This is a genomic window from Blautia sp. CGZ-1-C1 (assembly GCF_056504575.1).
In genome coordinates this window covers 1-8,153 of record NZ_JBWLUT010000004.1, presented here as the reverse complement: position 1 = coordinate 8,153, position 8,153 = coordinate 1, and the positions used below count along the sequence as shown (strand labels likewise).

The window sequence follows — 8,153 nt, the reverse complement described above, 5'->3', positions numbered from 1 at the left end:
TGGCGAGAAATTGTCGAGAGAAGCGATAAGAGAAGCATATGGCGGGAAATCTGTGCCGTTGTACAGGATATGAAAATATAGTAAATGCAGTAGAAAAAGTAATGGATGAAAATGAGACAAGAAGAGGAAAGACAGTAAGATGATAAATACTAATGCCAGAAATGCCGGGGATGGATTGGAAAATGTTGTAATCATAAGAGGAGGAGGCGATCTTGCCAGTGGTACAATTCACAGATTGTATCGTAGCGGATACCGTCTGCTCGTGCTGGAATGCGAGAAACCGACCGCAATCAGACGAATGGTTTCGTTTTGTGAGGCGGTTTATGATGGACAGTCTTCAGTGGAAGGGGTTCTTTGCAGGAAGATAAACAGTATTCAGGAATGTGATGCTGTCTGGAATGCGGGAGAGATACCTCTTATGGTTGATACAGAGGGAGAAATTCTTCAGAAATACAGACCGGCTGCATTAGTAGATGCGATTCTTGCCAAAAGAAATCTTGGAACAACCAAAAATATGGCAGATCTGACGATTGCTCTTGGACCGGGATTTATGGCGGGAGAAGATGTAGACTACGTGATTGAGACTATGCGTGGACATAATCTTGCCAGAGTTATTTCCAGGGGAGCAGCACTTCCGAACACAGGAGTCCCGGGTGTGATCGCTGGCTTTGGCAAAGAGCGAGTGATTCATGCACCGGCAGCTGGTGAGATTCACTGTATCTCAAAAATTTCAGATATCGTAGAAAAAGACCAGATACTTGCGTGGATCGGGGACGTGCCTGTCAGAGCTTCTCTTACAGGTGTGTTGCGTGGTATTATACGTGATGGATTTACAGTGCCGAAAGGAATGAAGATTGCAGATATTGATCCGCGTAAGGAGCAAAAGAAAAATTGTTTTACGATTTCCGATAAGGCTCGCTGTATTGCAGGCAGCGTGCTGGAAATTCTGCTTTCAGAAGGAGTGATGCCATATGAAGCACCAGGTCGATTTTCTGGAATTACTGCAGATTGATTATGAGAGATACCCTGTAATTGCTGTCGTAGGCGGTGGAGGCAAGACGAGCCTGATCTATCGCCTTACTGATGAATTGCTTGACAGAGACAAACGAGTAATCATTACGACAACCACACATATGACAGGGGAATCAGAACTTCCCTTTGTGAGGGGAGGAGACGCTGCCAGAGTAAAAGAAATGTTGGATAGAGAAGGATATGTTATTGCAGCTGAATATGAGGAAGAAACAGGTAAATATGCAGCGCTTTCAGAGAAAAAGATGGAGGAACTGAAAGGTTTATGTGATGTGATGCTTGTGGAAGCTGATGGTGCGAAACATCATCCGGTAAAGGTTCCTGAGGCATGGGAGCCTGTAATACCTGCCTGCGCGGATATTGTGATCAGTGTGATCGGACTGGATTGTTTGGGACAGCCCATCAGTCAGAGCGCATATCGAATGGAACGAACATCAGAATTTCTCAAAAAAGGTCTGGAAGCTCCGATCACAGAGGATGATCTTATAAAGATAGCAACTTCTATCTGTGGATTGTTTAAAGACGTGGAAGAGCGGATTTACAGAGTTTATCTGAATAAATCAGATGTTCTTACAGAGGAAACATCTGCGGAGCATATCGTAAAGGAACTGGGAAAAAAACATACCATAGCAGCATATGGAAGCCTATGGGAGGAATAAAATAACTTTGAAAATTGCAATGATTATGCTGGCGGCTGGAAACAGCCGCCGTTTTGGTGGAAATAAGCTTCTGTATGAAGTAGACGGAATGCCTATGTACAGGCATATTCTGGATTTGCTTATGGAAGTGGAAAATGAAGTGAAAAACATTTTGAAACAAAATAAAGAAAGCAATCCTGTTGAGGATGAAACTGTCATTGAGCTAAATAGAGGGTGCTTAAAAAATATTACGTGTAATATTACTGTAGTCACACAATATGAAACGATCGCAGAGATGGCCATAGAAAATCAAATCCAGGTTCTCTATAACCATCATCCGGAGAAGGGAATTTCTTCAACTATTCAAATTGGGCTGAATGCCAATCTGGATGCAGATGCAGTACTATTTACAGTCTCTGACCAGCCATGGCTTAGTAAAGAGACAATCTGTAGATTGATAGAAGTATTTTTAAACAGCGAGAGGGGAATTGCCTCCGTTTCCTGTCAGGGGAAGTTAGGGAATCCATGTATTTTCAGAAAAAAATACTTTAATGAATTACTTGCGCTGGAGGGGGATAAGGGTGGGAAGAAAATAATCATGAAACATCTCGAAGATACGCAGATTTGTGAAATAGAAGATGTCAGAGAGTTAGAAGATATAGACTATCGTGATATAACACCGAAAATAAAATAAAGATTACATTTCATTCTTTATTTTAACCGAATCAAACTGCGAAGCAGTTATTTGGTGTAGAGCCGTGTAGCGAAAGCGGATGATTTTATCCGATTGACTAATGTAATAAAAAAGTTCTGGTGCTTTTGAGCGTCAGAACTTTTTTGTGAGAGTATTCGCTTGTATAACAGATACCGTAGTATCTGTAAAATGAATTAAAGATGGATTTTGGTTCCGGTCTTTTCCTGAATGCCGTCTTTTGCTTTTTCCAGTAAGGTAATCATGGCAGTTCTTCCTTCCTTGGAACTTGCAAAATCAACAGCAGCCTGAACTTTAGGAAGCATGGAACCTGGGGCAAACTGACCTTCGTTAATGTATTTCTTAGCATCTTCTACCGTCAGGTCATCTAGCCATTTTTCGTTTTCTTTGCCAAAGTTTACAGCAACTTTTTCTACTGCTGTAAGAATGATAAGCATATCTGCATCCAGTTCTTTGGCCAGAAGACAGCTTGCAAAATCCTTATCAATAACAGCAGATGCACCTTTGAGATGATGTCCGTTAAGAACAACAGGAATTCCGCCGCCTCCGCAGCAGATAACGATTTTATTTGCGTCGACAAGACTATTGATTGCATCCTGTTCAACAATTTCAACAGGCTTCGGAGAGGCAACAACACGACGGTAACCACGTCCGGCATCTTCTTTCATGATATGCCCATAAGCTTTAGTCTGATACTCAGCTTCTTCTTTAGTAAGGAATTTGCCGATCGGCTTGGACGGATTTTCGAATGCAGGATCATTTGGATCAACGCGAACCTGAGTGACAACTGTTACAACAGGTGTGCGGACAAAGCCGCGGATACGAAGCTCCTCTCTTAATGCATTCTGTAAATCATAGCCGATATAAGCCTGGCTCATGGCAACACAGACGGAGAGAGGAGTATTTGGCTGATTTTCGTCTTCTCTGGAAAGAGCTGACATTGCGTTGTTAATCATACCAACCTGAGGTCCGTTTCCATGGACAACAACAACCTGATGACCTTCTTCAATCAGATCACATAATGCTTTTGCAGTAGTTTTTACAGCTACCATCTGTTCCGGGAGAGTATTTCCCAGAGCGTTTCCGCCAAGAGCGATAACAATTCTTTTTCGTGTAAACATTTGTAAAAACCTCCTGATTAAGGGCAAAGAGGGCCGCCGCAATAAACATTGTCTGCTTTCTGCGACAGCCCTGCCTGCTATACAATATAGTAATGAATGCGTTTGAGTAATCACGCTGACTGCCTGATTACTGTCTGTATGAACAATAAATTCTGTTTGTGTATAATTAAGATTTCGAGATTAATATTCTGAAAGACAGTTTATTTCAGAATTCTCGGAGCTGCCTTAACTTCAAGTTTTTTGAGGATATCCTGTGGATTTTCAAATTTGGAAAGCATGATCATAGCAGCGATGATGTATGGTTTGAAGCTTGCTTCTTTGTATAACGGGATTCTGTAACGGTCGAATACAGAAGCATCAACTTCACCTGTTTCACAGCTTACGCCTGTGATATCAGCTGGCAGGCAGTGCAGATAGAGGGCTTTTCCATCTTTCGTTGTTTTCATGAGTTCCTCAGTGCAAGCCCAGTCTTTGTGCTGTGCATTCTGAGCAAGAAGTTCTTTCTCTAATTTGTCAATTCCGTCAAAATCACCTTCTGCATAAAGGTTTGTACGTTTTTCCATAGCTGCAAATGGAGCCCAGCTCTTAGGATAAACGATATCAGCATCTTTGAAAGCTTCAGCCATATTGTTTGTTTTTGTGAAGGAACCGCCTGTAGCTTCAGCGTTTTTCTTAGCAATTTCTTCTACTTCCGGCATTACATCATATCCTTCCGGATGAGCAAGTACAACATCCATACCGAAACGTGTCATCAGACCGATCACACCCTGTGGAACGGAGAGTGGTTTGCCATAGGATGGAGAATAAGCCCAGGACATAGCGATTTTTTTGCCTTTCAGATTTTCAACACCACCAAATTCATGGATGATGTGAAGCATATCTGCCATACACTGTGTTGGATGGTCAACATCACACTGAAGGTTTACAAGAGTAGGTCTCTGCTCAAGGATACCATCTTTATTTCCTTCTGTTACAGCATCCATGAATTCTTTCTGATATGCATGTCCTTTACCGATATACATATCATCACGAATACCGATTACATCAGCCATGAAAGAAACCATATTTGCTGTTTCACGAACTGTTTCGCCATGGGCAATCTGAGATTTCTTTTCATCCAGATCCTGCACTTCCAGACCAAGAAGGTTACATGCGGATGCAAAAGAGAAACGTGTACGTGTGGAGTTATCACGGAAGATAGAGATTCCAAGACCGCTTTCGAATACTTTTGTGGAAATATTATTTTCTCTCATGAAACGAAGGGCATCAGCAACTGTGAATACAGCTTCCAGTTCATCATCTGTTTTATCCCATGTCCAGAAGAAATCGTTGTTGTACATTTCTTTGAAGTTTAAGCTGTTTAATTTGTCAATGTAATCCTGTAATGTTTTCATAAAATTAGTACCTGCTATGCTTTTGATAGCTTATCCTTTCTGAATATGAATTGTAAAATGAAATTGTAACAAAACATTTTATGTATTGTTTTTATTTAACCGGATCAAGTAAGTCCCCTGCTTCAATTGCGGAGAGCAATAAGCAGTGAGCAGGGATTTTGTCTGAACACAAATCGGGCCTCTGGGATTATAAGAATCCGTTGTCTAAACTTTGAGATAGGAACGATTATTTGCAATATGCAGTTGGAAGAGCAGCATATACAGCAGCACATCTTACAAGGTCGATCTTCCATGTTTTTTCATTTGGAGCATGTGCCTGTGCCTCTGCACCAGGTCCAAATCCAATACAAGGAATGTTGTTACGTCTCCATAATTGTTACACCGTTAGTAGAGAATGTCCATTTGTCTGTGAGTGGACGAGCTTTTCTCATACCCTCAGTTTCAGCATTGCCAAGACGTTCTTCGCCGTACAGTCCCTTATAAGCTTCTTCCAGAGCCTGTGTTACTTTGTGATCTTTCGGAATTACCCATGTCGGGAAGTAGCATTCAATCGGGTATACAAGTTCTGTATAGGATGGACGATTGTACTCATACATGGATACAGTTACGTCATCACCGTATTTCTTTACAGATGGAAGAGCACGAATCTCATCCAGACAGCTTTCCCATGTTTCTCCGGCTGTCATACGACGGTCAAGAGATACAGAGCAGGAGTCAGCTACTGCGCAACGGCTTGGGGATGTGAAGAAGATTTCGGAAGTTGTAACAGTACCACGTCCAAGGAAACGAGCTTCTTCCCATTCAGGGTTGTATTTCTCATCAAGCATTTTAACAAGACCTTTGATTTCGGTAGTATCAGCTGCATCGTTTTCATTTAATGCACGAATATCCTGGAGAATGTCAGCCATTTTGTAAATAGCATTGTCACCACGCTCAGGAGCAGAACCATGACAGGAAACACCCTTTACATCTACGCGGATTTCCATACGTCCACGCTGTCCTCTGTAGATACCGCCATCTGTCGGCTCTGTGGAAACAACGAATTCAGGACGAACACCATCTTCATGGATGATATACTGCCAGCAAAGTCCATCACAGTCTTCTTCCTGTACAGTACCTGTTACCAGTACCTGATATTTATCATTTAAAAGACCAAGGTCTTTCATGATTTTTGCGCCATATACTGCAGAAACGATACCGCCCATCTGGTCAGATGTTCCACGTCCTCCGATCTCCTCATCGGTTTCGAAACCTTCATATGGATCAAATTCCCAGTTCTTGATGTTACCGATGCCTACAGTATCAATATGAGCATCAAAGCCGATCAGAGTTTTACCTGTTCCCATATATCCGAGGATATTTCCCATAGGGTCGATCTGAACTTTATCAAATCCGACTTTCTCCATTTCTTCTTTGATTCTCATGATGTGTCCTTTTTCTCCACAGCTTTCACCAGGAATGCGAACCAGGTCGCGAAGGAATCTGGTCATATCATCTTTATAACCCATTGCAGCTTCGTTGATTTTTGTGTAATCCATTTTTGTATCCTCCCAATATTTATATGATCAAGTTATTTGGTTGCAAAGTATGTAATGCGCTTGTGCGATACTTTTTATAAAACCAGAAATCGCTGTGATTATTCACTTAATGATTCATTTGTTCCGTATAATCCATCCCATACGATCTCGCGGTAACGAACCAGGGTCGGTATCACCCTCTGTGGAAAGAACCAGTATTACGGAGTTTTCATCCAGCTTCAGAGCTTCCCTTAAATCCTTTGCGTCTTCGTCATGAAGAGCAGTATAGCAAAGACCAAGCGGAACAGAACCTGATTCGCCGGGAACAATGTGAGGGTCGTCTCCAAGTGGATTAGCGTAGATACGTGTTGCTTTTGCGCTCATCCAGTCAGGACAGGAAGCAAATACATCTACATGATTCTTGAGAATATCCCATCCAATAGTGTTTCCCTCACCGCATGCAAGTCCGGCCATGATAGTCTGAAGATCTCCGGTAACATTTACCAGATTACCTGTTTTGGCAACCGCAGAACGGTACAGACAGTCAGCGGCACTTGCCTCACAGACAGTCATGATCGGCGGGCTATCTCTATATTTATGAGCGAAATAACCAACTACAGCACCAGCCAGAGAACCAACACCGGCCTGAACAAATACGTGAGTCGGACGGTCAATTCCCATTTCTTTTAACTGCTGGTCTGCTTCAAGAACCAATGTGCCATAGCCCTGCATGATCCATGAAGGAATTTCTTCGTATCCGTCCCAGGCAGTATCCTGAACGATGATACCATGTTCTGTTTTGGCAGCTTCTGCAGCAGCCATTCTTACACAGTCATCATAGTTTACTTCTTCAATTGTAACAGTGGCACCTTCTTTGGCAATATTATCGAAACGTGTTTTTGTTGTGCCTTTTGGCATTCTTATAACTGCTTTCTGGCCGAGACGTTTCGCAGCCCATGCAACTCCACGTCCATGGTTACCGTCTGTGGCAGTAAAGAAAGTTGCCTGTCCAAATTCTTCTCTTAATTTGTCAGAAGAGAGAACATTGTATGGCAGTTCGCTGATATCGCGGCCAACTTCTTTTGCGATATAACGTCCCATTGCATAGGAACCTCCCAGTACTTTGAAAGCGTTTAAGCCAAAGCGGTAGGATTCATCCTTACAGAAAATATTCTTTACTCCTAAATATTCAGCAAGGGATGAAAGGTTCTGAAGAGGTGTCACACTATACTGTGGGAAACTCTTGTGAAACTCATTTGCTTTCTTTACGTTTTCTTCGGACATCAGTTCCAGATGTTTATCATCTGATTTCGGAACCTCATTTACAGTCCATTTTAATCCTTCTGTCATAAAATGACCTCCCTTAAAATTATCAATTGGTTTCCTTAATTTCTGACTCTATCATACCATATAAAAAAAATTTTGCAATAGAAAATACAAAAATTTTTAGGTTTTTCAAAAAAAAGTTAGGTGTTTTGATATGCGCATTGATATAAGTTGAAAAATGTGATAAAATAATAAATAGTTTGTGTCTCATTTAATGGTAATCAAATCAAATAAGTCCCTTGTTTCAATTGTAAGGATTTGTTTGATTTTAAGACGAAATAAGTTTTATTATTTTTCTGCCGGAAAAGAAAATAATAAAAATAGCAGAAATGAGGCAAGGATACAAGAGAGGAGAGAATATCATGGCAGTACTTCAGTCATTCAGGGCGTTACGCCCTGTGCAGGAAAAGGCAGCA

General features: G+C 41.6%; 7 protein-coding genes and 2 pseudogenes. 5 read left to right on the top strand and 4 right to left on the bottom strand.

The genetic code is table 11. The features are described 5' to 3' along the window. The first annotated feature begins 38 nt into the window (after positions 1 to 38). From AC058W_RS00300 to AC058W_RS00285, 4 genes are read left to right on the top strand one after another with little or no spacing between them, the layout of a single operon-like run. Positions 39 to 143 carry a 2Fe-2S iron-sulfur cluster-binding protein gene (locus tag AC058W_RS00300; protein WP_479389518.1) on the top strand — a complete coding sequence of 35 codons (105 nt, stop codon included), beginning with the start codon at positions 39 to 41 and terminating at the stop codon, positions 141 to 143. Then, complete coding sequence (gene yqeB / locus AC058W_RS00295; protein WP_118246912.1) at positions 140 to 1,012, top strand: selenium-dependent molybdenum cofactor biosynthesis protein YqeB; 873 nt, start codon at positions 140 to 142, stop codon at positions 1,010 to 1,012. The genes AC058W_RS00300 and yqeB overlap by 4 nt, the downstream gene beginning before the upstream one ends. Beyond that, a complete protein-coding gene (gene yqeC, locus AC058W_RS00290) occupies positions 972 to 1,688 on the top strand; it encodes a selenium cofactor biosynthesis protein YqeC (protein ID WP_117674637.1) in 717 nt (238 codons plus the stop codon). Before yqeB ends, yqeC begins: the two co-directional genes overlap by 41 nt. A gap of 7 nt (positions 1,689 to 1,695) precedes the next feature. Continuing rightward, on the top strand, positions 1,696 to 2,361 hold the full coding sequence (locus AC058W_RS00285; protein WP_243098790.1) for a nucleotidyltransferase family protein: 666 nt from the start codon (positions 1,696 to 1,698) through the stop codon (positions 2,359 to 2,361). Between the two features lie 194 nt (positions 2,362 to 2,555). Here AC058W_RS00285 and arcC read toward each other — a convergent pair whose 3' ends face one another. From arcC to dpaL, 4 genes and pseudogenes are all read right to left on the bottom strand, one after another. Further along, on the bottom strand, positions 2,556 to 3,500 hold the full coding sequence (gene arcC / locus AC058W_RS00280) for a carbamate kinase (protein WP_117674635.1): 945 nt from the start codon (positions 3,498 to 3,500) through the stop codon (positions 2,556 to 2,558). Positions 3,501 to 3,700: 200 nt separating this feature from the next. Then, positions 3,701 to 4,894 (bottom strand): knotted carbamoyltransferase YgeW, encoded by a 1,194-nt coding sequence (gene ygeW, locus AC058W_RS00275; RefSeq protein ID WP_117674634.1) that lies wholly within the window; start codon positions 4,892 to 4,894, stop codon positions 3,701 to 3,703. A gap of 226 nt (positions 4,895 to 5,120) precedes the next feature. Beyond that, positions 5,121 to 6,432, bottom strand: a pseudogene (locus AC058W_RS00270) (YgeY family selenium metabolism-linked hydrolase). Positions 6,433 to 6,530: 98 nt separating this feature from the next. Continuing rightward, a pseudogene (dpaL, locus tag AC058W_RS00265) lies at positions 6,531 to 7,761 on the bottom strand (diaminopropionate ammonia-lyase). 190 nt (positions 7,762 to 7,951) lie between these two features. Between dpaL and AC058W_RS00260 the strand changes: the two are divergent. Then, on the top strand, positions 7,952 to 8,153 hold a 202-nt coding region (locus tag AC058W_RS00260; protein WP_479389517.1), incomplete at its 3' end, for a hypothetical protein.

Bases quoted from the DNA above. Each gene is read 5' to 3' on its own strand.
- AC058W_RS00300 (WP_479389518.1), top strand. From the start codon at position 39: ATGGCGGGAAATCTGTGCCGTTGTACAGGATATGAAAATATAGTAAAT.
- yqeC (WP_117674637.1), top strand. From the start codon at position 972: ATGAAGCACCAGGTCGATTTTCTGGAATTACTGCAGATTGATTATGAG.
- yqeB (WP_118246912.1), top strand. From the start codon at position 140: ATGATAAATACTAATGCCAGAAATGCCGGGGATGGATTGGAAAATGTT.
- ygeW (WP_117674634.1), bottom strand. From the start codon at position 4,894: ATGAAAACATTACAGGATTACATTGACAAATTAAACAGCTTAAACTTC.
- arcC (WP_117674635.1), bottom strand. From the start codon at position 3,500: ATGTTTACACGAAAAAGAATTGTTATCGCTCTTGGCGGAAACGCTCTG.